Source organism: Pandoraea pulmonicola (assembly GCF_000815105.2).
GTDB lineage: Bacteria > Pseudomonadota > Gammaproteobacteria > Burkholderiales > Burkholderiaceae > Pandoraea > Pandoraea pulmonicola.
In genome coordinates this window covers 3,966,062-3,991,397 of sequence record NZ_CP010310.2, presented here as the reverse complement: position 1 = coordinate 3,991,397, position 25,336 = coordinate 3,966,062, and the positions used below count along the sequence as shown (strand labels likewise).

Genomic DNA, 25,336 nt, shown 5'->3' with positions numbered 1-25,336 from the left:
CGAAAACGCACTGCCAACACCATTGCCCATCAGTGTATCGACACAAGTCATACCGGTCTGACCAGTGGTGTTATGAAGAATATTAGAAAGCCAATATAGTGCGGTCAAGGCGCGTGTTCTGAGGGGATTCCCTAGGGGATGGGCGGGCGTTTCAATGGCGTCTGCAATACGGTAATCGGGACGGTTTCGGCTGGACGAACGGTGTGGTGCGGCGGCCCCTCGGCGATCATCATGCCCGTCGCGTCGCTGCCATGTTGCTGCGGGCCGCCCGGCGCGGGAAGGTCCGGGCGCGTGCGGAGATTTGGCGTCGTACAATGCGCCATATGTATCCCCGCAATCCCAGTGAGGCCTCATGAAGCATTCGGCGCATGCCGTAACCGACGCCGCCATCGCGACCATCCGCGAACGCATCGAACGTCAGGTCTACCCTGCCGGCGCGATGCTGCCCTCGCAGCGTCAGCTCGCCGAGGAACTGGCGATCAGCCGCGCCTCGCTGCGCGAAGCCCTCTCGACGCTCGAAGCGCTCGGCATGGTCGCGATCCGCCCCGGCAAGGGCGTGTATGTAAACGACGCCTCCGCCCGCGTGGGCGTCGCCTGGCGCTTCGCGGACCAGATATCGCTCGCCGACACCTACCAGCTGCGCTATGCCCTCGAGGGCTTCGCCGCCCGCCTGGCCGCCCACGCCGCCAGCAACGACGAGATCGAATGGCTCACGGATAACGTCGAAGCGATGAAGGCATCCCTCCTCGAAGGCGACGTCGACACCGCCGCCCAACTCGACTTCGCCTTCCACCTGCGCATCGTCGGACTCGCCGGCAACGGCGCCATCGCCGACATCCTGCGCGGCAGCACGGAAATCGTCATGGAAAGCCAGCGCCTGCCGTTCTACCAGCGCGAACTCGTCCTTTCCACCTATCATGAACATCTGGAGATTCTCGACGCCCTGCGACGCCGCGATGGCGCCGCCGCAGGCAGCGCGATGGAGCGCCATATCGTGCTGGCGGCACAACGGGCGGGCATCCACTTCCCTATCCCCTCTGCGTATTCGTCGGCCAGCAGCCTTACCCCTCGTGAGAACGCAGAGCGTACTGGTGCCCCACACGTTCAGCTTTGAGAAGAACGGGATTTGCGCTATACTTTGAAGGTTTTAGTCATTTAACCCTCACCCTAGCGCCTACCCGCCCGACATCTCGTCCGCAGCCCGAGCATCCGCTGTGCGCATATTCCGCGCGTCCGGTGCCCGCGCTGATGTCATCGCTAGCGGACGATGAGGCTGGCAGCCGGGGTGAACCCTTCAGGAGTTTCCCGTGCTGCCGTCATTCCCACCCGCCATTCTCGCGCTCGCTGACGGCACGGTCTTTCGTGGGTACGCCATTGGCGCTGCCGGTCACACCATCGGTGAAGTCGTTTTCAATACCGCCATTACCGGCTATCAGGAAATCCTCACCGACCCCAGCTATGCGCAACAGATCGTCACGCTGACGTATCCGCACATCGGCAACACGGGCGTCAACGGTGAAGACGTCGAAGCCACGAAAGTCCATGCCGCCGGCCTGATCATCAAGGATCTGCCGATCCTCGACTCGAATTTCCGCGCCGACAAGACGCTGTCGCAATACCTGAAGGACGAAGGCGTGGTCGCCATCGCCGGCATCGATACCCGCCGCCTGACCCGTATCCTGCGCGAGAAGGGCGCTCAGAACGGTTGCATCCTCGCCGGCGACGACGAAGCCAAGGCGATCTCGCTCGCCCAGTCGTTCCCAGGCCTCGCCGGCATGGACCTCGCCAAGGTCGTCTCGACCACGGAACAGTACGCATGGACGCAGACGGAATGGCGCCTCGGCGAAGGCTACGGCGAACAGAAGGACCCGAAGTTCCACGTGGTCGCCCTCGACTACGGCGTCAAGCGCAACATCCTGCGCATGCTCGCCGAGCGCGGCTGCAAGGTCACGGTGCTGCCCGCCCAGAGCTCGGCCGATGACGTGTTCGCCCTGAACCCCGACGGCGTGTTCCTCTCGAACGGCCCCGGCGACCCCGAGCCGTGCGATTACGCCATCGCCGCCACGAAGACGTTCCTCGAGCGCCGCATCCCGACTTTCGGCATCTGCCTCGGCCACCAGATCATGGGCCTGGCCGTCGGTGCCAAGACGCTCAAGATGAAGACCGGCCACCACGGCGCCAACCACCCGGTCAAGGATCTCGCGTCCGGCCGCGTGGTGATCACTTCGCAAAACCACGGCTTCGCCGTCGATGCCGACAGCCTGCCCGCCAACGCGCGCGTGTCGCACGTGTCGCTGTTCGACGGTACGCTGCAAGGCTTCGAATTGACGGACCGCCCGGCGTTCTGCTTCCAGGGCCACCCGGAGGCCTCGCCCGGCCCGCACGACATCGGCTACCTGTTCGACCGCTTCGTGCAGTCGATGGCCGACGCGAAGCAACCGGCCTGACGTACGGCGCAACGCGGCAACACGGATAAGGAAACCCGCACCATGCTTGGACACTCGCTCGGCATCGTCAACCTCTGGACCTATCTGGCCGGGGTCGTCGTCGTCATTCTGCTGCCGGGGCCGAACTCGCTCTACGTGCTCGCCGTCGCGGCGCAGCGCGGCGTGCGTCAAGGCTACGCCGGCGCGTGCGGGGTGTTCCTCGGCGACACGATCCTCATGACGCTGGCCGCCGCCGGCGTGGCGTCGCTGCTGCACGCGCAGCCGGCGCTGTTCTTCGTGGTGAAGTACCTCGGCGCGGCCTATCTGTGCTGGATGGGGCTGAACATGCTGCGCGGCGCGCTGGCCAACCTGCGGGCCGCACGCGCAAACCCCGGCGCGCCCGTCGCGGCGCCCAGGCGGGTGGACGCGGATCGTCCCTTCAAGCGGGCATTGTTCATCAGCCTGCTCAACCCGAAGGCGATCCTGTTCTGCGTGTCGTTCTTCATCCAGTTCGTCGATCCGGGTTACGCCTATCCGGCCGTCTCGTTCGCGGTGCTCGGCGCGATCGTACAGACCTTCAGTTTCCTTTACCTGAGCACGCTGATCCTGGTCGGTTACCGCCTGGCCGCGCACTTCCGGGCACGTCGCCGGCTGAGCGCCGGGGCAACCGGCGGCGTGGGCGCGCTGTTCGTCGGCTTCGGTGTGAAGCTCGCGACCGCGACGCTGAGTTAAATTTTTGTTGAGAACGTTATGCCAAAGCGCACAGACATCAAGAGCATCCTCATCATCGGCGCCGGCCCGATCATCATCGGTCAGGCATGCGAATTCGACTATTCCGGCGCACAGGCCTGCAAGGCGCTGCGCGAGGAAGGCTATAAGGTCATCCTGATCAACAGCAACCCCGCCACGATCATGACCGACCCGGATACGGCCGATGTGACCTACATCGAGCCGATCACCTGGGAAGTCGTCGAGCGCATCATCGCCAAGGAGCGCCCGGATGCCATCCTGCCGACGATGGGCGGCCAGACCGCGCTGAACTGCGCGCTCGACCTGCACCGCCACGGCGTGCTCGACAAGTACAAGGTGGAACTGATCGGCGCGTCGCCGGAAGCCATCGACAAGGCCGAAGACCGCCTGAAGTTCAAGGACGCGATGACCAAGATCGGTCTCGGTTCGGCCAAGTCGGGCATCGCCCACTCGATGGAGGAGGCGCTCGCCGTGCAGGCGCAGATCGTCTCGGAGATCGGCGGCAGCGGCTACCCGATGGTGATCCGTCCGTCGTTCACGCTCGGTGGCTCGGGCGGCGGCATCGCCTACAACCGCGAAGAGTTCGAAGAGATCTGCAAGCGCGGTCTCGACCTCTCGCCCACGCGCGAACTGCTCATCGAAGAGTCGCTGCTCGGCTGGAAGGAATACGAGATGGAAGTCGTGCGCGATCGCGCCGATAACTGCATCATCGTCTGCTCGATCGAAAACCTCGACCCGATGGGCGTGCACACGGGCGACTCGATCACCGTGGCGCCGGCCCAGACGCTCACCGACAAGGAATACCAGCTGCTGCGCAATGCATCGCTCGCCGTGCTGCGCGAGATCGGTGTGGAGACGGGCGGCTCGAACGTCCAGTTCTCGATCAACCCGAAGGACGGCCGCATGGTCGTCATCGAAATGAACCCGCGCGTATCGCGCTCGTCGGCGCTCGCCTCGAAGGCGACCGGCTTCCCGATCGCGAAGGTCGCGGCCAAGCTGGCCGTCGGCTACACGCTCGACGAACTGCGCAACGAGATCACGGGCGGCGCCACGCCGGCCTCGTTCGAGCCGACCATCGACTACGTCGTGACCAAGGTGCCCCGCTTTGCCTTCGAGAAGTTCCGCGAAGCCGACGCGCGCCTCACCACGCAGATGAAGTCGGTCGGTGAAGTGATGGCCATGGGACGCACGTTCCAGGAATCGCTCCAGAAGGCCCTGCGCGGGCTGGAAGTCGGCGTGGACGGTCTGGACGAGAAGTCGACCGACCGCGACGAGATCGTGGCCGAAATCGGGGAGCCGGGGCCGGACCGCATCTGGTACGTCGGCGATGCGTTCCGCATCGGCATGAGCCTCGACGAGATCTACGCCGAGACGGCCATCGACCCGTGGTTCCTCGCCCAGCTCGAAGCCATCGTCAAGAAGGAAAAGGCGCTGGCCGGTCGCACGCTCGAGAGCCTGAGCACCGAAGAACTTCGCTTCCTCAAGCAAAGCGGCTTCTCGGATCGTCGTCTCGCCAAGCTGCTCGGCACCGACCAGACCGCCGTGCGCCGCGCGCGTATCGCCCAGAAGGTCCGCCCGGTCTACAAGCGCGTGGACACCTGCGCGGCGGAATTCGCGACGAACACCGCGTATATGTACTCGACCTATGAGGAAGAGTGCGAAGCCCAGCCGACCAACAAAAAGAAGGTCATGGTGCTCGGCGGCGGCCCGAACCGTATCGGTCAGGGTATCGAGTTCGATTACTGCTGCGTGCACGCGGCCCTCGCGCTGCGCGAAGACGGGTACGAGACCATCATGGTCAACTGCAACCCGGAAACGGTCTCGACGGACTACGACACGTCGGATCGCCTGTACTTCGAACCGGTCACGCTGGAAGACGTGCTGGAAATCGTCGACCTCGAGAAGCCGGTCGGTGTGATCGTCCAGTATGGCGGCCAGACCCCGCTCAAGCTCGCTCTCGACCTCGAAGCGAACGGCGTGCCCATCGTCGGCACGAGCCCGGACATGATCGACGCGGCCGAAGACCGTGAGCGCTTCCAGATGCTGCTGCAGGACCTCGGTCTGCGTCAACCGCCGAACCGCACCGCGCGCGCTGAAGACGAAGCGCTGGTGCTTGCCGCCGAGATCGGCTACCCGCTGGTGGTGCGCCCGTCGTACGTGCTGGGTGGCCGTGCGATGGAAATCGTGCACGAGCCGCGTGACCTGGAGCGCTACATGCGCGAAGCCGTCAAGGTGAGCAACGACAGCCCGGTGCTGCTCGATCGCTTCCTCGACGACGCGATCGAATGCGACGTCGACTGCATCTCGGATGGCACCGACGTCTATATCGGTGGCGTGATGGAGCACATCGAGCAAGCGGGTGTCCACTCGGGCGATTCGGCCTGCTCGCTGCCGCCGTACTCGCTGTCGGCCGAGACGGTCGTCGAGCTCAAGCGCCAGACGGCTGCGATGGCCAAGGCGTTGAACGTCGTCGGCCTGATGAACGTGCAGTTCGCGATTCAGCAGGGCAGCGGCGTCGATACGATCTATGTGCTCGAAGTGAATCCGCGCGCCTCGCGTACGGTGCCGTACGTCTCGAAGGCGACCGGTCGTCAACTGGCCAAGATTGCCGCGCGTGCGATGGTCGGTCAGTCGCTCAAGTCGCAGAACGTGACGAGCGAAGTGACGCCGCCGTACTACAGCGTCAAGGAGGCCGTGTTCCCGTTTGTGAAGTTCCCGGGCGTCGATCCGGTGCTCGGACCGGAAATGCGCTCGACGGGCGAAGTGATGGGCGTGGGCCGCACGTTCGGCGAAGCGCTGTTTAAGTCGCAACTGGCCGCGGGCTCGCGTCTGCCGGCTTCCGGCACGGTGCTGCTCACGGTGAAGGACGCCGACAAGCCGCGCGCGGTCGAAGTCGCCCGCATGCTCCACGCGCTGGGCTACCCGATCGTGGCCACGCGCGGCACGGCAGCCGCCATCGAAGCGGCCGGTATTCCGGTGCGCGTGGTGAACAAGGTGAAGGACGGCCGTCCGCACATCGTCGACATGATCAAGAACGGCGAAATCGCGCTGGTCTTCACGACGGTGGACGAAACGCGCACGGCCATCGCCGATTCGCGCTCGATCCGGATGTCGGCGCAGGCCCACAAGGTCACGTACTACACAACGATCTCGGGCGCCCGTGCGGCCGTGGAAGGTCTGAAGTATCTGCAGAATCTGGAGGTCTACGACCTGCAGAGCCTGCACGCCCAACTGCCGGCCTGAGCGCCGGCGCTCAGATGGGCAAATGCCCGGCGGCGGTTCGCCGCGCTGGGCGACGTCGCAAAATGATGGCGCACCCGCCGGGGAACCGATCCTCGAACGGTGCGCCAAATGCTTCATGGGTGGTGCGAGGGCGCCTGACCGACCCTCCGGTTGGCAGCGCCGACAACTCTGCTACACTAACGCCATATAGGTGTCACAGCCGCGGTTGAGCGGCGTTCGCAAAAAGTGCGAATGCGGCTTTGCTGCGGCAATTTTTTTGTCTTTCGGAACAACGCGCATGAGTACCATTCCTCTGACCAAGCGGGGCGCCGAGCTGCTCAAGGAAGAGCTGCACCGCCTGAAGACCGTCGAACGTCCGAACGTGATCGCTGCGATTGCTGAAGCCCGTGCGCAGGGTGATCTGTCGGAAAATGCGGAATACGACGCTGCCAAGGAAAAGCAGGGCTTCATCGAGGGCCGCATTGCCGAGCTCGAGTCGAAGCTTTCCGCGGCGCAGATCATCGACCCCTCGGCGCTCGACGCCGAAGGTCGTGTGGTGTTTGCCGCGACCGTCGAACTCGAAGACCTCGAGAACGGTGGCACGGTGCAGTATCAAATCGTCGGCGACGACGAAGCTGACCTGGAGCACGGCAAGATCTCGGTGAGTTCGCCGATCGCGCGTGCGCTCATTGGCAAGTACGCAGGCGATGTGGCCGAAGTGCAGGCTCCGAGCGGCGTGCGTGAGTACGAGATCATCGATGTCCGCTACGTCTGACACGTCAGGCATGACGATCACCGGCGGTGCGCCCCGGCTGGAGCGATTGTTCCGGCTGATCGCGACCGTCTGGTGCGGAAGCCAATGGGCGATCGGCTATATCGTCGCGCCGACGCTCTTCGCCGTACTTGAATCGCGCACCATGGCCGGCACGGTCGCCGGCAGGCTGTTCCACACCCAGGCGTGGCTCAGTCTGGTGTGCGGCGCGCTGCTGGTCTGGCTCGCCACGGCGCTCATCGCGCGCTCGGGCGATGCCCGCGTTGCGCGCAGCTATCGCGTGCTGCGCTGGCTGGCGGTGACGATGGTGGTTTGCGTGCTGATCAGCTGGTTCGGGCTCCAGCCGTTCATGGCGGACTTGCGTGCGCAGGCGGAAGCGGCGGGTGTGGAGATCGGTCAATCGGCCTTCGCTGCGCGCTTTGGCATGCTGCACGGCATTTCGAGCGGGATCTATCTGTTGCAGAGCCTGCTCGGCATCGCATTCATCTGGCGTCAGCCGGTGCGCGGCTAAATGTCGCAGGCGAGGGGGTCCAAAGGGCTCCCGGTGGGACGCCACAATTCCCATCGTTCACAAAAAAACGCGCCCGACATCGTCTGGGCGCGTTCTTTTGCGGGCTGACGTGACGAACGGCGGCGCTCAGTCGTTGCGCTGGCGCTTCACGCTGGTCTGGCGCTTCTTGGCGCGCTTGACGATGCCGCCGGCGGTCATGCGTTCGTTGCCGGCGACGGTGACTTTCTTGACCGCCGGACGGCGACCCGAGTGCGGGCTGTTCTTGACGACGGTGACCGTGCGCGGTGCACGACCCTTGACGGTGGCGCCCGTGCCGCCGGACTTGCCGCGAACGGGTGCGGCGACTTCGTCCGGCGTGGGGCGGTACAGCACGAGCAGCTTGCCGATGTGCTGCACCGGCGCGGCGCCCAACTGGTCGCAAATGGTTTCGTAGATGGCCACGCGCGCATCGCGTTCGTCGCCAAACACGCGCACCTTGATGAGTTCGTGGGCCTTCAGGGCGCCGTCGATTTCCTTGAGCACCGCCGGCGTCAAGCCGTCGGCGCCGATCAGAACGACGGGATTCAGCGCGTGGGCGGCGGAGCGCAAGTCGGCGCGTTGCGCCGGGGTCAGGGTCAAAGCGGGCATAGAAGACAGACGAGACAAACGAGTTAGGATGCGCCCTCGGGCGGCGACCGGCAGTCCCGGAGTTCCCGGGCCGGCTCGCGGATTTTAGGCGCGCAAGGGCGTATTATCCTGCAAAAATGCAGTGTTTTTGAAGAGTTATGGCAAAAAACCGTTTCAGCCACGCCTGGCTGCATGATCACATCAACGATCCCTACGTCAAAATGGCGCAGCGCGAGGGGTATCGCGCGCGTGCCGCCTACAAACTCAAGGAAATCGACGAGCAGGATCGGCTGATCAAGCCCGGTCAGGTCATCGTCGATCTGGGCGCCACCCCCGGCAGTTGGAGCCAGTACGTGCGCAACAAGCTCGCGGCGGGCAAGCGGGTCGACGGCGGCATCGACGGCACGATCATCGCCATGGATATTCTGCCGATGGAGCCGATCGCCGATGTGACCTTCCTGCAGGGCGACTTCCGCGAGGACAGCGTGCTCGAGGAACTGGAGGAAATCGTGGCCGGACGCAAAGTCGACCTTGTACTTTCCGACATGGCCCCCAACTTGTCAGGCGTCGCGGTTGCCGATGCCGCGCGAATCGAGCATCTATGCGACCTGGCGCTCGATTTTGCGCAACGGCACCTGAAACCGGAGGGAGCGTTGCTGGTCAAATGTTTTCACGGTAGTGGCTATAGCCAGATCGTTGAAAAGTTCAAACACCAGTTCAAAACCGTGGCGCCGCGCAAGCCGAAGGCGTCCCGAGACAAATCTTCCGAAACGTTCATTCTTGGACGGGGTTTGAAAAAACCGGCTTGATGCCCGTCAAACCGGCGCACTGGCGCTATGGTGGCGGTAAAGAATCACTATGGCGGTGCGCCTGCGAGTGGATTAGAATGAATTCCTGGCGCGAAGCGATTTCATGAAGGAGCAACGCTTTGAACAATAATATGTTTTCCAAAGCGGCGGTGTGGTTAGTCATCGCGCTGGTCTTGTTTACTGTTTTTAAACAGTTCGACAAGCCGCACGTCCAGGAGGGCGTAACGTACTCCCAGTTCATGGACGATGCCAAGAACGGCAAGATCAAGAACGTGGTGGTGCAAGGCCGCAGCCTTCAGGTCACGCCTAGCGACGGCCAGAAATACACCATCGTGTCGCCGGGCGACATCTGGATGGTCGGCGATCTCATGAAGTACGGCGTTCAGGTCTCGGGCAAGGCCGATGATGAACCGAACGTGCTCATGTCCGCGCTGTACTACCTCGGGCCAACCCTGCTGATCATCGGGTTCTGGTTCTACATGATGCGACAGATGCAGGGCGGGGGTAAGGGCGGTGCCTTCTCCTTCGGCAAATCCCGCGCGCGCCTCATCGACGAGAATGCCAATCCGGTCACTTTTGCCGACGTCGCCGGCTGTGACGAGGCCAAGTACGAAGTCGGCGAACTGGTCGATTTCCTGAAGGATCCCCAGAAATTCCAGAAGCTGGGCGGCCGTATTCCGCGCGGTGTGCTGCTCGTCGGCCCGCCGGGAACCGGTAAGACCCTGCTCGCACGCGCCATCGCGGGCGAAGCCAAGGTGCCGTTCTTCAGCATCTCGGGTTCGGACTTCGTGGAAATGTTCGTCGGCGTGGGGGCTGCCCGCGTGCGCGACATGTTCGAAAACGCGAAGAAGCAGTCGCCGTGTATCGTGTTCATCGACGAAATCGACGCGGTCGGCCGTCATCGCGGCGCCGGCATGGGCGGCGGTAACGACGAACGCGAGCAGACGTTGAACCAGATGCTCGTGGAGATGGACGGTTTCGAGGCCAACTCGGGCGTGATCGTGATTGCCGCGACCAACCGCTCGGACGTGCTCGACAAGGCGCTGCTGCGTCCGGGCCGCTTCGACCGCCAGGTCTATGTCGGCCTGCCGGACATCCGCGGCCGCGAACAGATTCTCAAGGTTCACCTGCGCAAGGTGCCGATCGCCAACGACGTGGACGCTTCGGTCATCGCGCGTGGCACGCCGGGCATGTCCGGCGCCGATCTGGCCAACCTCGTGAACGAAGCGGCGCTGTTCGCCGCGCGCCGTAACAAGCGCATCGTCGAAATGCTGGACTTCGAGGACGCGAAGGACAAGATCTTCATGGGTCCGGAGCGCAAGTCGGCCGTGATGCGCGACGAAGAGCGCCGTGCAACGGCATATCACGAGTCGGGTCACGCAGTGGTGGCGATGCTGCTGCCGGAAGCCGATCCGGTGCACAAGGTCACGATCATCCCGCGCGGCTGGGCACTGGGCCTGACGATGCAGTTGCCCGAGCACGACAAGTACTCCGAGTACCGCGACACGATGCTCACGCAGATCGCCATCCTGTTCGGCGGTCGTGCGGCGGAGGAAGTGTTCATCAACAAGATGTCGACCGGTGCGTCGAACGACTTCGAGCGCGCCACCAAGCTCGCACGCGACATGGTGACCCGCTACGGTATGTCGGACGCCCTGGGCCCGATGGTCTACGTCGACACCGAGCAGGATTCGGTGTTCGGCCGCATGTCGGCCAAGTCGGTGTCGGAAGCCACGCAACAGAAGGTCGACGCGGAAGTCCGCCGCATTCTGGACGAACAGTACGCGCTGGCCAAGAAGCTGCTGGAAGACAACCGCGAGAAGGTCGAGTCGATGACCCAGGCCCTGATGGAATGGGAGACGATCGACGGCGAGCAGATCAACGACATCATGGACGGCCGTCCGCCGCGTCCGCCGAAGAGCGGCCCGACGAGCGGCGGCGCTTCGGGCGGTAACCCGCCGCTCAAGCCCAGCAACACCCCGGCAACCGTCTAAGCGGTCGCCAACCCCGGAAAGGCCGGCTTCTCGCCGGCCTTTTTGCGTTTGTGGGGCGAAACCGGCTCGAATGGGGGGTGACGTGAGCCTGACCGGGCCTTGACTGAGGCTGACGCGAGGCGAGGCGCATGCGGGCCAAAAGGCCAGCCGCCCTTCCCGAAAACCCATGAAATACGGTGTTACCGAGTGTTTCCGCGGTCGATACAGGACTCGATTCCGGTAACATTACGGCCATATACCGTGCCCGGTGTCCCCCCGGCGCGCTGGCCTGCCGCCCGAGTGCGGACCGCCTTCAGCTTTATAGAACCAATCCGAATGTCCACTCAGCCGTTGCCCACTCCCGTTTCCCAATCGCAGACGCCGCCGGTGGTCGACGACAGCGTGCCGTCCGGCGAGCCGTCGGACGCTCGCGCCAAACCCGCCAAAGTCACCGGGCTGCCCTTCGGCCCACGCTTTACGCTGGACGCCCGCCGCGTTCACGTCATGGGCATTCTGAACGTCACGCCTGATTCCTTCTCCGATGGCGGTCGCTTCGTCGCTCGCGATGCGGCCTTGCGCCACGCGGAACAACTGATCGCCGACGGTGCGGACATACTCGACATCGGCGGCGAATCGACTCGCCCGGGCGCGCAAGCGCTGCCGGAAGACGCCGAACTGGAGCGCGTGGTGCCGATCGTCGAAGCGCTGCGCGGTTGCGGCGTGCCGCTCTCGGTCGATACTTACAAGCCCGGCGTGATGCGCGCGGCGCTGGCCGCCGGCGCGGACATGATCAACGACATCTGGGGCTTCCAGCAGCCGGGCGCGATCGATGCCGTGCGCGACAGCGAGGCGGCGCTGTGCGTCATGCACATGCTGCACGACCCCAAGACAATGCAGGACGCGCCGATCTATACCGATGTCGTGACCGAAGTCGCCGCTTTCCTCGACGGTCGCGTCGACGCGATGCTCTCGGCGGGTGTTGCGCCGGAGCGTCTTTATCTCGACCCGGGGTTCGGTTTTGGCAAGAATCTCGCGCATAATCTCGCGTTGCTCAAACACCTGCGGGTGCTCTCGCGCGACGGTTTGCCGTTGCTCGTCGGGATGTCGCGCAAGCGCATGCTCGGCGAGATCACCGGCCGCCAGACGCCGATGGAGCGGCGCGCGGCGAGCGTTGCCGCGGCGATGTGCGCGGCCCAGCAGGGCGCCGCCATCGTCCGGGTGCACGACGTGGCCGAGACGGTCGACGCGCTCAAGGTCTGGCAGGCCGTGCGCGAGGCCGAGTAGGCCGGGGCGGGGCCGCCATGCCCACGCCGGGTCGGGGTGGCAGACGACAATCAAAGCCCGGACGACGATCTGCAGAGCGACAAGATAGAAGCACGACCGTCGGACGGGGACCGAACGGGGACGCGTCGCATGGAAAATGGCGGCGCACTGCCTGCGGGCCTCGATGCCTGACGGCGGAAAACACAACGAGAAGGAAAGACGCGCGCCGGGGATGGTCATTGCGCGCGGCGCCTCAACTGGGAACGATGCAACGATGAAACGACGCTATTTTGGTACCGATGGAATTCGCGGCACGGTGGGCGAGAGCCCGATCACGCCGGAATTCGTGTTGCGTCTGGGGTATGCGGCAGGCCGGGTGCTGGCCGGCAACCAGACGCTGGGCCGTCCGACGGTATTGATCGGCAAGGACACGCGTGTTTCGGGCTACATGCTCGAAGCCGCACTGGAAGCCGGCTTTGCCGCGGCAGGGGTCGACACCATGATGGCAGGGCCGATGCCCACGCCGGCCGTGGCTTATCTGACCCGGGCGCTGCGTCTGGCCGCCGGCGTGGTGATCAGCGCGTCGCACAATCCGTATCACGACAACGGCATCAAGTTCTTCTCGGCGGACGGCAACAAGCTGCCGGACCAGACGGAACTGGCCATCGAGGCCGAACTCGATAACCCGATGGTCTGCGTGCGCTCGGAGCAGCTTGGCAAGGCGCGCCGTCTTGAAGACGCGGCCGGCCGCTACATCGAATTCTGCAAGAGCACATTCCCGAACGAATTCGATCTGCGCGGCATGAAGATCGTGGTCGACTGTGCGAACGGTGCGGCGTATCACATCGCGCCGCATGTCTTTCACGAACTCGGTGCGGAAGTCATTGCCATTGGCAACCAGCCGAACGGTTTCAACATCAACGAGGATTGCGGCGCGACGTCGCCCGATGCGCTCATGCGTGCCGTGCGGGCCAATCACGCGGATCTCGGCGTGGCGCTCGACGGCGATGCGGACCGTCTGCAGATCGTCGATGGCGCGGGGCGCCTCTATAACGGTGACGAACTGCTGTATCTGCTGGTCAAGGACCGGCTGGAGAACGGTGGCGTGGCGGGCGCGGTGGGTACGCTCATGACCAACATGGCGGTCGAAGTGGCGCTCAAGGGCCTGGGTGTGCCGTTCGTGCGCGCCAAGGTCGGCGACCGCTACGTGCTGGAGCAACTGCACAAGCACGGCTGGCAACTCGGCGCGGAGGGCTCCGGCCATATCCTGTGCCTGGACAAGCACACCACGGGTGATGGCATCGTCTCGGCGTTGCAGGTGCTCGCCGCCATTCGCCGCGCCGACAACAAGCCCCTCGCCAAGCTGCTCGACGGCGTACGCCTGTTCCCGCAGCACATGATCAACGTGCGTACGCCGGCCGGCTACGACTGGCAGGCCGACACGCGTCTCGCGGCCGAGCGCGAAGCCATCGAGGCAAAGCTGGGCGACGCCGGCCGCGTGCTGATCCGCGCGTCTGGCACCGAGCCGGTGCTGCGCGTGATGGTCGAAGCCCGCGACGAGACGCAAACCACGTCGTTCGCCCAGCATCTGGCAAACATCGTCAAGGCAGCCGCCTGACGTAGCACGAGGCCCTCATCGGCGGGCCTCCTGCCTCTCCCTCTCCTTTCAGGCCGCCGTCCTCCGGCGGTAGCCGCACTGGCCTCCCGGTCTTTCCGTCGTCGATGCCGGGGCAGCGACGTGGTTCGTTCAAACCCGGCGCCCGCCATCCCGTTCGACCCAATCTCGTGTGGGGCGATCATCCTTCCCATGATGGCATGGTGAATACCCTTCTCATCCCCGTTTATGACAGTGAACTGTGGAGCGTCGGTGCATTTCCGACACCGTTTCGTCACTGTCATCGAACTGACATCCACCCGGAAAGCGGCGATCCATGCTGGCGGAAAGCCGTGTGAATCCTCCGAAATCCGCATCCCTAAAGGATTCTGTCGAATCCAGAACGAGCCTTCCCGCCTGCATGCACTGTGACGTTTCCAGGGCGACTCCGTGACAGTGGCATTGTGAGCTTTCACAAATGACACATTACTGTCACATTCGAACTCTATTCTTCGAGCCATCCACACGCTGTACCACACCAACTCGGAGAGATCCATGAAGCTGATGAAGACTGCGATTGCCGGCCTGGCTGGCGTTCTGTTCGCCGCGGGCGCGATTGCGGGCGAGATTACCGGTGCCGGTAGCACGTTTGCCGCTCCCATCTACATGAAGTGGGCCGACGCGTACCAGAAATCGACCTCGAACAAGGTCAACTACCAGGGCATCGGTTCCTCGGGCGGCCTCAAGCAGATCGAGGCCAAGACCGTCGATTTCGCCGGTTCGGACGCCCCGCTGAAAGATGAAGATCTGGCCGCGAAGGGCCTGGTCCAGTTCCCGACGGTCGTGGGCGGCATCGTGCCGGTCATCAACCTGCCGGGCGTGAAGGCGGGCGAGCTCGTCCTGTCGGGCGAAGTGCTGGCTGACATCTACCTGGGCAAGATCAAGAAGTGGAACGACGCGGCCATCGCCAAGCTGAACCCGAAGGTCAAGCTGCCGGATACCGAGATCGCCGTGGTTCGCCGTGCCGACGGTTCGGGCACGAGCTTCGTGTTCACGAACTACCTCTCCAAGGTCAACGCCGAGTGGAAGAGCAAGGTTGGCGAAGGCACCACGGTCAACTGGCCGACGGGTACGGGCGGCAAGGGCAATGACGGCGTTGCCGCCTTCGTGCAGCGCCTGCCGGGCGCGATCGGTTACGTGGAATCGGCCTACGCCAAGCAGAACAAGCTGACGCACACGGCCCTGGTCAACGCCGAAGGCAAGACGGTCGAGCCCGATGCCAAGACGTTCGCCGCCGCCGCCGGCAAGGCCGACTGGTCGAAGTCGTTCTACCAGATCCTGACCAACGAGAAGGGCGCCGAATCGTGGCCGATCGTGGCTGCCACGTTCGTCCTGCTGCCCCAGAAGCCCGTGGCCGGCAAGGAAGCGCAAAGCGCCGACGTGCTCAAGTTCTTCGACTGGTCGTTCAAGAACGGCGTGAACACCGCCAAGGAACTGGACTACATTCCGCTGCCGGAAGAAGTCCTGAAGAAGATCCGCACGAGCTGGAAGGAAAAGGTTGCCGATTCGGCCGCCAAGGCCGGCATCTAACGCGCCTTGCGGACACCGGGCAATGGACCGTTTCGTTGCCCGGCCCCGCAGCACCGGCATTCTCCGCGCCGCCTGTTCCGAAACCCGGGTCCCGATCTGGCAACGGCTGGCGGCGCGCTCACGCTGAGACGACATCATGGCAGAAGCCACCAGCCCTCTCGCAACACCGAGCGCCTCCACGCAGCGCGCTCCGTCTTCCGTAGGCGACTTTCTCTTCGCATTGCTCACCCGGGGCGCCGCGCTCATTACGCTGCTGCTGCTCGGTGGCATCATCGTGTCACTGATCATCAGCGCGCTGCCGTCGATCGAGAAGTTCGGCTTCTCCTTCCTGTGGACGAAGGACTGGGATCCTCCCGCGGAACAGTTCGGCGCGCTCGTGCCCATCTACGGCACGATCATCACCTCGGTGATCGCGCTCATCATCGCCGTGCCGGTGAGCTTCGGCATTGCGCTCTTTCTTACTGAACTCTCGCCCGTGTGGCTGCGCCGCCCGCTCGGCACGGCCATCGAGCTGCTCGCCGCCATTCCCAGCATTGTGTACGGGATGTGGGGCCTGCTGGTCTTCGCACCGATCTTCAGTCAGTACTTCCAGAAGCCGCTCCAGACGCTGCTCGGCAACGTGCCGGTCATCGGCGCGCTGTTCCAGGGCCCGCCGCTGGGCATCGGCATTCTGCCTGCGGGCGTGATCCTCGCGATCATGATCATTCCGTACATCGCCTCGGTCATGCGCGACGTGTTCGAAGTCACGCCCGTGCTGCTCAAGGAGTCGGCCTACGGTATCGGCTGCACTACCTGGGAAGTGATGTGGCGCGTGGTGCTGCCCTTCACGAAAACCGGTGTCATCGGCGGCGTCATGCTCGGCCTGGGCCGCGCACTGGGCGAGACGATGGCCGTGACGTTCGTCATCGGCAACACCAACCTGCTCGACAACGTCTCGCTCTACTCGCCGGGCAACAGCATCACCTCGGCACTCGCCAACGAGTTCGCCGAAGCCGGTCCGGGCCTCCATACGTCCGCGCTGATGGAGCTTGGCCTGATCCTGTTCTTCATCACCTTTGTCGTGCTGGCGCTGTCCAAGCTCATGCTGCTGCGCCTCGAGAAAAGCGAAGGAAAATAATGACCCAACAAGCGCTCGAACTGGAAACGCCCATCGTGAAGCCCACCGACGCCTTTACCCGCGTGCGGCTGCAAGCCTACCGTCGCCGCAAGAACATGGTCGCGATTGCGCTCTCGCTCGCGGCAATGGCCTTCGGTTTGATCTGGCTGCTGTGGATTCTCTACACCACGCTCTCGCTGGGGATCGGCGGTCTGTCGCTGTCGCTGTTCACCGAAATGACGCCGCCGCCGAACACGGCCGGCGGGGGGCTGGCCAACGCCATCGTCGGCAGCCTGGTGATGGTTGGCGTGGCCACGCTCGTCGGCACACCGTTGGGCATTCTGGCCGGCGTCTATCTGGCCGAGTACGGTCAGAAGTCGTGGCTCGCGAGCATTACGCGTTTCATCAACGACATTCTGCTCTCGGCGCCGTCGATCGTGATCGGCCTGTTCGTCTACGCGCTGGTCGTCGCGCAGATGGGGCACTTCTCCGCCTGGGCCGGCATCGTGGCGCTGGCGCTGCTGCAGGTGCCGATCGTGATCCGCACCACCGAGAACATGCTCAAGCTGGTGCCGAACAACCTGCGCGAAGCCGCCTTCGCGCTGGGCACGCCGAAGTGGCGAATCATCGTGAAGATCACGCTCAAGGCGTCGATCGCCGGGATCGTGACGGGCGTGCTGCTGGCCGTGGCGCGTATCGCCGGCGAAACGGCGCCGCTGCTCTTCACCGCGCTGTCGAACCAGTTCTGGTCGCTCAACCTGAATCAGCCGATGGCCAACCTGCCGGTCACGATCTTCAAGTTTGCCATGAGCCCGTTCGCGGAGTGGCAGGCGCTGGCCTGGGCAGGCGTGTTCCTCATCACCCTCGGGGTGCTGTTCCTGAACATTCTGGCGCGCTCGCTGTTCGCGAAGAAGTAATCCGCCAATCCGCCGCGCGACCTCACGACGAATATCTGACGGTAGAGACCGAACATGACGAATCCGACGCAAGAAATCAAGCTGCCCTCGAAGATCGAGGTCAAGAACCTGAACTTCTTCTACGACAAGTACCACGCGCTCAAGAACATCAACCTGCGCATCCCCGACCGCAAGGTCACGGCCTTCATCGGCCCGTCGGGTTGCGGCAAGTCGACGCTGCTGCGCACGTTCAACAAGATGTACGCCCTGTACCCGGAGCAACGCGCCGAGGGCGAAATCAATATGGACGGCGAGAACCTGCTCACCGCCAAGCAGGACATCGCGCTGCTGCGCGCCAAGGTCGGCATGGTGTTCCAGAAGCCGACGCCGTTCCCGATGTCGATCTACGACAACATTGCGTTCGGCGTGCGCCTGTTCGAGAAGCTCTCGCGCTCGGAAATGGACGACCGCGTGGAATGGGCGCTGACCAAGGCCGCGCTGTGGAGCGAAGTGAAGGACAAGCTGCAGCAGTCGGGCTATGGCCTGTCGGGCGGTCAGCAACAGCGTCTGTGTATCGCCCGCGGCATCGCCATCCGTCCGGAAGTGCTGCTGCTCGACGAGCCGTGTTCGGCGCTCGACCCGATTTCCACGGGCCGCATCGAAGAGCTGATCGCCGAGCTCAAGGACGACTACACCGTCGTGATCGTCACGCACAACATGCAGCAGGCCGCGCGTTGCTCGGACTTCACCGCGTACATGTATCTGGGTGAGCTGATCGAATTCGGCGAGACCGAGAAGATCTTCATCAAGCCGGACCGCAAAGAGACCGAAGACTACATCACCGGCCGTTTCGGTTGATGCCCACGAGGAAATCCGCGATATGAACGACAAACACCTTTCCAGCCAGTTCGATAGCGACCTGAACCAGGTTTGCTCGCGCGTCCTCGAGATGGGCGGCGTGGTCGAATCGCAGATCGTGACGGCCATGCGGGCGCTCAACACGTTCGACCGCGCGCTGGTCGACGAAGTGATCGCCAACGAGCACCGTCTGAACACGATGGAAGTCGAGATCGACGAGGAGTGCAGCAAGATCATCGCCCGTCGTCAGCCGACCGCGCGCGACCTGCGCCTGCTGCTCTCGATCTCGAAGACGATCACCAACCTCGAGCGCGCCGGCGACGAGGCCGAGAAAGTCGCCAAGCGTACGCGTCACCTGCTCGAAGACGGCGCCGCGCAGAACGTGAATTTCGCCGAGATCAAGCTCTCGGGCGAGATGGCCGCGCAATTGCTGCGCCGCACCCTGGACGCCTTCGCGCGCCTGGACGCGGTCGCCGCCGCCGACATCGTGCGCGACGACAAGGCCATCGACAATGAATTCCGCGGCTTCGTGCGAAAATTGGTGACGTACATGATGGAAGACCCGCGCACCATCTCGGCAGGCCTGGATTTCCTGTTCATTGCCAAGGCCATCGAGCGTATCGGCGACCATGCGAAGAACATCGCCGAATTCATCATTTACATTGTCAAAGGCACCGACGTCCGGCATATTTCGCGCGAGGATCTCCAGCGCAAAGTGCAAGGCGAGTAAAGCCAGACATTACTGAAGGTTTGAGAGGGAACCGATGCCCAGCAGCATTCTGATCGTGGAAGACGAACCGGCCATTTCCGAGCTGATTTCCGTCAATCTGCAACACGCCGGTCACTATCCGATCCGGGCGTACAACGCGGAGCAGGCCCTCACGCTGATCAGCGACGTCCTGCCGGACCTCGTGCTGCTCGACTGGATGCTGCCAGGCAAGTCGGGCGTGACGTTCGCGCGCGAGCTGCGCGCGAACGAGCGCACCAAGCACGTACCGATCATCATGCTCACCGCGCGCAGCGAAGAGCAGGACAAGGTGATGGGGCTGGAGATCGGCGCGGACGATTACGTGACCAAGCCGTTCTCACCCAAGGAGCTGATGGCACGCATCAAGGCGGTGCTGCGCCGTCGCGCGCCGCAGCTCACCGAGGACGTGGTGAGCGTGAACGGTCTGAAGCTGGACCCGGCCACGCATCGCGTGACGAGCCACCAGTCGAGCGGCGATATCAAGCTCGATCTGGGGCCGACGGAGTTCCGTTTGCTGCACTTCTTCATGACGCACCCGGAGCGCGTGCACAGCCGCTCGCAGTTGCTCGACCAGGTCTGGGGCGACCACGTGTTCGTCGAAGAGCGCACGGTGGACGTGCATATCAAGCGCCTTCGCGCCGCACTCAAGCCGGCAGGCCACGATGCTATGATCGAGACCGTACGCGGCAGTGGCTATCGCCTGACGAAATCGGTCTGAGGCGGCGCTTTCCGCCGGCCTGACGCCGGCGGAGATGGCTTCCGGATCCAGCCGATTTTCGCCCGATACCGGTCGAACCCCGCCGCGCCTATGCCGTTCGCCCCCGTCGGAGCGGCGGGCGGCGACCCTCCTGTGCATCGTCTATGAATATCATCTGGGCCCGTGCGCTGGCGTTTCTGATCCTGCAGGCGGCCATTTCGGTGGCTGTGGGCTGGATCTTTGGCGCGCGCGCAGGTTACGTCACCGCCATCGTTCTGCTGGTGACGCAGCTTTGCTTCAACATTTACCATGCCCAGCGTCTGTGGCGCCTGCTCGATGCGCCGGTGTACGGCGAAGTGCCGAGCGCGATCGGACTGTGGGGCGAAATCTACTACCGGCTGCACAAGCTGGCCAAACGCTGGCATAACCAGGTCAAGCAGGTGGAACAACAGCACGCACGCTTCATTCAGGCGATCCAGGCGTCGCCCAACGGCGTGATCATGCTCGACGAACAGAATCAGATCGATTGGTGCAACGCGATCGCCGAGGCGCACTTCGGCATCGACGCGCGGCGCGATCTGCGTCAACAGATCACTCACCTCCTGCGCACGCCGGCGTTCGTGCACTACCTGTCCTCCGAGCGATACGACGAGGCGCTGCTCATGCAGCACATGGGCGTGAAGCGCAGCAACGTGCTCTCGGTGCAGGTGTTTCCGTATGGCGACAACCGCAAGCTGATCATCTCGCTCGACGTGACCGACCTGGAGCGCACCGACGCCATGCGCCGCGACTTCGTCGCGAACGTCTCGCACGAGCTCAAGACCCCGCTCACCGTCCTCTCCGGCTTCCTCGAGACCGTGGGCGAACTGCCGCTCTCGCCGGACGAGATCCAGCGTTATGTGGAGATCATGCGGCAGCAGGCGTCGCGCATGCAGAACATCGTGAACGATCTGCTCACGCTGGCGAAACTCGAAGGCAGCGGCAAGCCACCGGCGGACGATCGCATCGACATGGGCATGCAGATGCGCTCGTTGCGCGGCGACGCCGAAGGGCTCTCGCAAGGCCAGCATGTCATCGAGGTCACCGGCGCCGAAGGGCTGGATCTGCGCGGCGCCGAGGGCGAACTGCACAGCGCGTTCAGCAACCTCGTGAGCAATGCCGTGCGGTACACCCCGCAGGGCGGCAAGATCCGCATCGAGTGGGGGCCGACGGAGGACGGCGGCGCGCGCTTTGCCGTGACCGACTCCGGGCTCGGCATCCCGGCGGAGCATATTCCACGTCTGACCGAACGTTTCTACCGGATCGACCGCAGCCGGTCTCGCGATACCGGTGGCACGGGCTTGGGGCTGGCCATCGTCAAGCACGTGCTCACGCGCCATCAGGCCGATCTGCAGGTGACGAGCGAGGAAGGGCGCGGCAGCACGTTCGCGATTCACTTCCCGCCCACGCGAGTCGTGCATCGCGCGCCGGCGGAGGCGGTGCCGGGCGTGGCGGCAAACGGATAAGCGTTGCCGCTGCCGGGAGGCGCAAGGCGCACCGCGCAGGGTGGGGTGCTCGCGGTGCTCGGAAGCCGGGCGTTCGAGACATCGAACGCCCTTTTTTCATGAGCGGATGCGTCGGCAGCGAGTGAAAAAAAGGGGCTTTCGCCCCATCCCCCGAACGTCGCCGAAGGCGGCTGGCGTTCAGTTGCCCGACTGCACGTGCTGTGCGATTTCCTTCATCAACGCCATCTGGCTGTTGTAGGGCTTCTTGCCGGGGCGACGGCTCAGATAGCTGCCGTCCGGACGCATGACCCAGGACGCCGTGTTGTCTCGCAGATGCACCATCAGGCCTTCGCGAATCACGCGCGCCTTGAGACGTTTGTCGCGCACCGGGAACGCCACTTCCACGCGACGGAAGAAGTTGCGCTCCATCCAGTCGGCGCTCGACAGCAGTACCTGTTCGTCGCCGTGCGCGTAAAAGTAGTAGATGCGATGGTGCTCGAGGAACCGTCCGACGATGGAGCGCACGGTGATGTTCTCCGACAGTCCCTTCACGCCCGCGCGAAGCGAGCACACGCCGCGCACGATCAGATCGATCTTCACGCCGGCGCGCGAGGCCTTGTACAGCTCGGCGATGATGGTCGGCTCCAGCAGCGCGTTCATCTTCGCAATGATGCGGGCCTTCTTGCCGGCGGCGGCGGCTTCGGTCTCGCGGCGGATCGCTTCGAGCAGATGCGTGTGCATCGTGAACGGCGACTGCCACAGCGCGTGCAATTGCGTCTGCCGGCCGATGCCGGTCAACTGCTGGAAGACGACGTGGACGTCGGCACACAGCTGCTCGTCGGCGGTCATCAGGCCGAAGTCGGTGTACAGGCGCGCCGTACGGGGATGGTAGTTGCCCGTGCCGAGGTGGGCGTAGCGCTTGAGGAAGGTCTTCTTGCCCTGACGCGTGCGTCGCACCACGAGCAGCATCTTCGCGTGGCATTTGTGACCGACCACGCCATAGACGACGTGGGCGCCGACCGCCTCGAGCCGGGCCGCCCAGTTGATGTTCGTTTCTTCGTCGAAGCGCGCGAGCAGTTCCACGACCACCGTGACTTCCTTGCCGTTGCGCGCCGCCTCCATGAGGGCGTCCATCAGCGCGGATTCGTTGCCGGTGCGATAGATCGTCTGCTTGATCGCCACGACGTCGGGGTCGCGTGCGGCCTGCAACAGCAGTTCTAGCACGGGCTGGAAGCTGTCGTACGGGTGATGCAACAGCAGATCGCCCTGGTCGATGAGATCGAATATCGCGGGCGATGCGCTCATGCGCGCCGGCAGTGCGGGCACGAACGGCACGAACTTCAGATCCGGGCGGTCGACCATTTCCGGCAGCGGCATCAACCGCACGAGATTGACCGGACCCTTGACGCGGTAGCAGTCGGAGTCGGTGAGGCCGCACTCGGTCTGCAGGCGGCGTACGAGCCGCGCGGGGGTGCCGGCGTCGACTTCCAGGCGCACGGCGTCGCCCAGGTGACGGGCCGGGAGTTCGCCCTGGAGCGCGGTGCGAAGGTTGGTGATTTCGTCTTCGTCGACGAACAGGTCGCTGTTGCGGGTCACGCGGAACTGGTGGCAGCCCTTGGCGGTGAGGCCGGGGAACAATTCACTGGCAAAGCGCAGCATGAGCGAGCTGAGCAGCACGAAGCTGTTAGGCAGCGGGGCGAGGGCTGCCGGCATGGGAACGAGCCGGGGCAGGGCGCGCGGCGCTTGCACGATGGCGAGTTCGGCGTCGCGCCCGAAGGCGTCCTTGCCTTCGAGCTCGACGGCGAAATTCAGGCTCTTGTTGAGCACGCGCGGGAACGGGTGCGCCGGGTCGAGACCGATGGGCGTGAGGACCGGCACGAGTTCGCGCAGGAAGTAATCGCGGGCCCATTCGACCTGGGCGTCGTTCCACTGACCGGACGGGTGAAAGGCGATGCCCTCGGCTTCGAGCTTCGGCAACAGGCTGTCGAACATGGCGTACTGCTTTTCGACCAGCGCCTGTGCCCGGGCGCAGACTTGCGTGTAAACTTGCTGAAACGTCATACCGTCGGGCGTCAGCATGCCGGGATTTTCCCGCATCTGCTCCTTCAGCCCGGCAACACGGATTTCGAAGAATTCATCCAGATTGCTACTCACGATACAGACGAAGCGCAGGCGCTCGAGCAATGGCGTGGCCGGATCGGCTGCCTGGGCAAGTACGCGTTCGTTGAACGCCAGAATGCCAAGCTCACGGTTGAGCAGCGGGTAATTCATATGGAACGTGCGAAAGACATGGGATTGGCGTGAATTCTTCATCCGGATTGTTACAGTTATATGACGTTCACACTTGTCAACGACGTGTCATATTGGATTTGTAACTTATTCGTCATTTATTTGTCGAGTGCGCGTCATGCGTTTAATGTGACGCATCGTGCATTCCGGCACTCCTCGCCCAGGCGCATCCCCACATGAGTACCCCATCGCCCTTATTAGCGGCCGTCGATCTCGGTTCGAACAGTTTTCGCCTGATCATCGGCCGGGTGGAGGAAACGTCCGCCGGCACGCAGATCTATCAGGTCGACGCGCTGCGCGAACCGGTGCGACTCGCGGCGGGCCTGAACGCGGAGAAGTATCTCGACCATCCGTCGCAGCAACGCGGCTGGGACGTGCTCAAGCGCTTCGGCGAACGTCTGCGGGGGTTCCATCCCGATCAGGTGCGGGCTGTCGCCACGAACACGCTGCGAGTGGCCAAGAACGCGCAGGACTTTCTCGGAGAGGCGCAGCGCGCGCTCGGGTTCCCGATCGAAGTGATTGCCGGTCGTGAGGAAGCGCGCCTGATCTATGCGGGCGCGGCACACTCCGTGCCGACCTGTGCGGGCAATCGGCTTGTGGTGGACATCGGTGGCGGCTCGACGGAATTCATCATCGGCCAGGATTACGAGCCGCTGATCATGGAGAGTCTGTATATCGGTTGCGTGAGCCACAGCCGGCAGTTCTTTCCGAGCGGCAACGTGGACGACTACGCCATGAAGCAGGCCGAGCTTGCGGCGCGGCGCGAGATCCAGATCATTTCGGCCACCTATCGCGAGGCGGGGTGGGCGCAGGCGATCGGCTCGTCGGGCACGGCGCGGGCACTGGCCGAACTGCTCGAGGCGAACGGGTTCAACGATGGCGGCGTGCATGGCTTGACGCGCGGTGGGCTCGAGCGCCTCAAGCGCGCGCTCGTCAAGGCGGAGAACGCCAACCGGCTCAAATTGGCCGGACTCAAGCAGGATCGCATTCCGGTGCTGCCGGGCGGGCTGTCGATCATGCTTTCCGTCTTCAATGAACTCGAAGTCGAGCACATGGAGACGACCGACGCCGCCCTGCGTCTGGGGGTGATGTACGACCTGCTGGGGCGCACGCAGCATCAGGACATGCGCGCGGTGACGGTCGAGCAGTTCGTGCGCCGCTACGGGGTGGATCGTGCGCAGGCCGATCGCGTGGGGCGTCTGGCGGTGGCCTTGTACCGCCAGTTGCCGACCGATGCCGTGGCGCAAGGCGATGACGATGACGCGGGGGAGGACGGTCGCGAGGAAGGCGAGGCGCTGCTGGGATGGGCGTCGGCATTGCACGAGATGGGGTTGTCCATCTCGCACAGTGCTTATCACAAGCATTCGGCGTATATCGGCAGCAATGCCGACATGCCGGGCTTTTCGCGTCCGGACCAGGCGCGTCTGGCGGAGTTGCTGCTGGGCCATGTCGGCAAGTTGGGCAAGCTCGCGTCGCAGGCGCGGCAGGTGGACTGGCAATTGCTGTTCTGTCTGCGTCTGGCCGTGCTGTTCTGCCGCCGGCGTACCGATGCATTGCCCGACAGCATCGAAGTCGAGCGTTTCGACGGCGGTTTCCAGGTGTCGGTGCCGCGTGCGTGGATCGACGCGAACCCGCTCACCGACTACAGCCTGCAGCGCGAGGCTCAGGAGTGGGAGAAGATCGGCATGCGCTACAAGGTGGTGTACGCCTGAAGGGCACTGAGCGCGCGCAAGGCAAACAAAAAGCCCGGCA

Annotated in this window: 20 protein-coding genes; 18 read left to right on the top strand and 2 right to left on the bottom strand. The window is 64.0% G+C overall.

What is annotated here, in order from left to right; translation table 11 throughout:
* The first annotated feature begins 352 nt into the window (after nt 1-352).
* The 6 genes from RO07_RS16975 (at nt 353) to RO07_RS16950 (ending at nt 7,681) form a co-directional block, all read left to right on the top strand.
* Nucleotides 353-1,114 carry a FadR/GntR family transcriptional regulator gene (locus RO07_RS16975; RefSeq protein ID WP_039404298.1) on the top strand — a complete coding sequence of 254 codons (762 nt, stop codon included), beginning with the start codon at nt 353-355 and terminating at the stop codon, nt 1,112-1,114.
* A gap of 193 nt (nt 1,115-1,307) precedes the next feature.
* Nucleotides 1,308-2,447, top strand: a complete 1,140-nt coding sequence (gene carA, locus RO07_RS16970; protein WP_039404296.1) for a glutamine-hydrolyzing carbamoyl-phosphate synthase small subunit — start codon at nt 1,308-1,310, stop codon at nt 2,445-2,447.
* 42 nt (nt 2,448-2,489) lie between these two features.
* The gene (gene leuE / locus RO07_RS16965) at nt 2,490-3,158 is read left to right on the top strand and encodes a leucine efflux protein LeuE (RefSeq protein WP_039404294.1); all 669 of its coding nucleotides are present in this window, start codon (nt 2,490-2,492) and stop codon (nt 3,156-3,158) included.
* Nucleotides 3,159-3,176: 18 nt separating this feature from the next.
* The gene (gene carB / locus RO07_RS16960; RefSeq protein WP_039404292.1) at nt 3,177-6,419 is read left to right on the top strand and encodes a carbamoyl-phosphate synthase large subunit; all 3,243 of its coding nucleotides are present in this window, start codon (nt 3,177-3,179) and stop codon (nt 6,417-6,419) included.
* A 277-nt stretch (nt 6,420-6,696) separates the two neighbouring features.
* Nucleotides 6,697-7,173 (top strand): transcription elongation factor GreA, encoded by a 477-nt coding sequence (greA, locus tag RO07_RS16955; RefSeq protein ID WP_039404289.1) that lies wholly within the window; start codon nt 6,697-6,699, stop codon nt 7,171-7,173.
* Nucleotides 7,157-7,681: a DUF4149 domain-containing protein gene (locus RO07_RS16950; RefSeq protein WP_084072665.1), complete on the top strand. Its 525-nt coding sequence runs from the start codon at nt 7,157-7,159 to the stop codon at nt 7,679-7,681. Before greA ends, RO07_RS16950 begins: the two co-directional genes overlap by 17 nt.
* Before the next feature lie 126 nt (nt 7,682-7,807).
* Here the strand turns inward: RO07_RS16950 and yhbY are convergent, their stop codons facing one another.
* The gene (yhbY, locus tag RO07_RS16945) at nt 7,808-8,308 is read right to left on the bottom strand and encodes a ribosome assembly RNA-binding protein YhbY (protein ID WP_039404284.1); all 501 of its coding nucleotides are present in this window, start codon (nt 8,306-8,308) and stop codon (nt 7,808-7,810) included.
* A gap of 137 nt (nt 8,309-8,445) precedes the next feature.
* Here yhbY and RO07_RS16940 point away from each other — a divergent pair, with 137 nt between their 5' ends.
* The 11 genes from RO07_RS16940 to phoR all read left to right on the top strand — a co-directional run bounded on the left by RO07_RS16940 (nt 8,446) and on the right by phoR (nt 21,316).
* The gene (locus tag RO07_RS16940; RefSeq protein ID WP_039404281.1) at nt 8,446-9,096 is read left to right on the top strand and encodes an RlmE family RNA methyltransferase; all 651 of its coding nucleotides are present in this window, start codon (nt 8,446-8,448) and stop codon (nt 9,094-9,096) included.
* A gap of 119 nt (nt 9,097-9,215) precedes the next feature.
* The gene (gene ftsH, locus RO07_RS16935; RefSeq protein ID WP_039404279.1) at nt 9,216-11,090 is read left to right on the top strand and encodes an ATP-dependent zinc metalloprotease FtsH; all 1,875 of its coding nucleotides are present in this window, start codon (nt 9,216-9,218) and stop codon (nt 11,088-11,090) included.
* Nucleotides 11,091-11,573: 483 nt separating this feature from the next.
* On the top strand, nt 11,574-12,353 hold the full coding sequence (gene folP, locus RO07_RS16930; protein WP_237171472.1) for a dihydropteroate synthase: 780 nt from the start codon (nt 11,574-11,576) through the stop codon (nt 12,351-12,353).
* 253 nt (nt 12,354-12,606) lie between these two features.
* On the top strand, nt 12,607-13,950 hold the full coding sequence (glmM, locus tag RO07_RS16925; protein ID WP_039412598.1) for a phosphoglucosamine mutase: 1,344 nt from the start codon (nt 12,607-12,609) through the stop codon (nt 13,948-13,950).
* 531 nt (nt 13,951-14,481) lie between these two features.
* Entirely contained in the window at nt 14,482-15,516 is a 1,035-nt protein-coding gene (pstS, locus tag RO07_RS16920) for a phosphate ABC transporter substrate-binding protein PstS (protein WP_039404277.1), read from the top strand.
* A 136-nt stretch (nt 15,517-15,652) separates the two neighbouring features.
* Nucleotides 15,653-16,633, top strand: a complete 981-nt coding sequence (gene pstC, locus RO07_RS16915; RefSeq protein ID WP_039404274.1) for a phosphate ABC transporter permease PstC — start codon at nt 15,653-15,655, stop codon at nt 16,631-16,633.
* Nucleotides 16,633-17,529: a phosphate ABC transporter permease PstA gene (pstA, locus tag RO07_RS16910; protein ID WP_052266663.1), complete on the top strand. Its 897-nt coding sequence runs from the start codon at nt 16,633-16,635 to the stop codon at nt 17,527-17,529. The genes pstC and pstA overlap by 1 nt, the downstream gene beginning before the upstream one ends.
* 54 nt (nt 17,530-17,583) lie before the next feature.
* Entirely contained in the window at nt 17,584-18,366 is a 783-nt protein-coding gene (pstB, locus tag RO07_RS16905) for a phosphate ABC transporter ATP-binding protein PstB (RefSeq protein ID WP_039397158.1), read from the top strand.
* A gap of 22 nt (nt 18,367-18,388) precedes the next feature.
* Complete coding sequence (phoU, locus tag RO07_RS16900) at nt 18,389-19,096, top strand: phosphate signaling complex protein PhoU (RefSeq protein WP_039404272.1); 708 nt, start codon at nt 18,389-18,391, stop codon at nt 19,094-19,096.
* A 34-nt stretch (nt 19,097-19,130) separates the two neighbouring features.
* Complete coding sequence (gene phoB / locus RO07_RS16895) at nt 19,131-19,832, top strand: phosphate regulon transcriptional regulator PhoB (RefSeq protein ID WP_010805263.1); 702 nt, start codon at nt 19,131-19,133, stop codon at nt 19,830-19,832.
* Nucleotides 19,833-19,975: 143 nt separating this feature from the next.
* Complete coding sequence (phoR, locus tag RO07_RS16890) at nt 19,976-21,316, top strand: phosphate regulon sensor histidine kinase PhoR (RefSeq protein ID WP_039404270.1); 1,341 nt, start codon at nt 19,976-19,978, stop codon at nt 21,314-21,316.
* 177 nt (nt 21,317-21,493) lie between these two features.
* On the opposite strand, the gene ppk1 is transcribed toward phoR, so the two are convergent.
* The gene (ppk1, locus tag RO07_RS16885; protein WP_039404268.1) at nt 21,494-23,566 is read right to left on the bottom strand and encodes a polyphosphate kinase 1; all 2,073 of its coding nucleotides are present in this window, start codon (nt 23,564-23,566) and stop codon (nt 21,494-21,496) included.
* A 194-nt stretch (nt 23,567-23,760) separates the two neighbouring features.
* Between ppk1 and ppx the strand changes: the two genes are divergently transcribed.
* On the top strand, nt 23,761-25,296 hold the full coding sequence (ppx, locus tag RO07_RS16880; protein ID WP_039404266.1) for an exopolyphosphatase: 1,536 nt from the start codon (nt 23,761-23,763) through the stop codon (nt 25,294-25,296).
* The last annotated feature ends 40 nt before the right edge of the window (nt 25,297-25,336 follow it).